This window comes from Komagataeibacter melaceti, assembly GCF_003403295.1.
Classification (GTDB): domain Bacteria; phylum Pseudomonadota; class Alphaproteobacteria; order Acetobacterales; family Acetobacteraceae; genus Komagataeibacter; species Komagataeibacter melaceti.
Map to the genome: position 1 here is coordinate 1 of NZ_QUWV01000012.1, position 567 is coordinate 567.

Consider the following 567-nt stretch of genomic DNA (forward strand, 5'->3'; position numbering starts at 1 on the left):
TGTCGGGAGCTGATAAATGCTTCCGACTGCAACCGGCCCCACCCGTAACGGGTTGTCGCCGGGCGCAAACCAGCGCCCGGCATGATATTGTCTGAACATGGGATGTACCTTTCGCGCTGGATGGTCAGTGCGCTGCCACAACATAGTGGTGGGATGCCATGACGGGTCCGTTTTCGAGGATTCCGGCGAGGAAATGGGGTCCGGCGCACAGAACCCACATGACGAGCGCAAGGCTCAGCGTGCCAAGCACAAGGCCCACGGCTTCGGCGACATCGCGCAGGATCTGATGGTATCGGGTCGGCTTCATGCTCATGCCCCCTGCTTTGCGATCTGTTTGCGGGGACGGCCGGGGACGCGCGGCGAGAGCGCCTGTGCGTCGTCCTCATCGGGCACGGGAACAACCAGTGCGTCCGGAGATATCCGGTAGCGGACGTCATGGCCCGTGATGGAATAGTGGCGAGGCGCCTCCTTGCGGTAGGTCTCGCTCGACATTGGCGCAGCGAACCGGAAGTGCTCACGAAGGGGAAGTTTACGGAACGGGATGGCGGTATCCTGCGACCGGACACG

The 567-nt window shown here is 62.6% G+C and carries 2 protein-coding genes; both read right to left on the reverse strand.

Annotation, left to right across the window (positions count from 1 at the left end; all coding sequences use genetic code 11):
- Positions 1–124 precede the first annotated feature (124 nt).
- On the reverse strand, positions 125–307 hold the full coding sequence (locus DY926_RS01335) for a hypothetical protein (protein WP_116701738.1): 183 nt from the start codon (positions 305–307) through the stop codon (positions 125–127).
- Between the two features lie 2 nt (positions 308–309).
- Positions 310–567 (reverse strand): hypothetical protein (locus DY926_RS17660; RefSeq protein WP_206609036.1); only part of this gene is annotated, 258 nt, incomplete at its 5' end.

Coding starts and splice junctions, on each gene's coding strand:
- DY926_RS01335 (WP_116701738.1), bottom strand. CDS start 307: ATGAAGCCGACCCGATACCATCAGATCCTGCGCGATGTCGCCGAAGCC.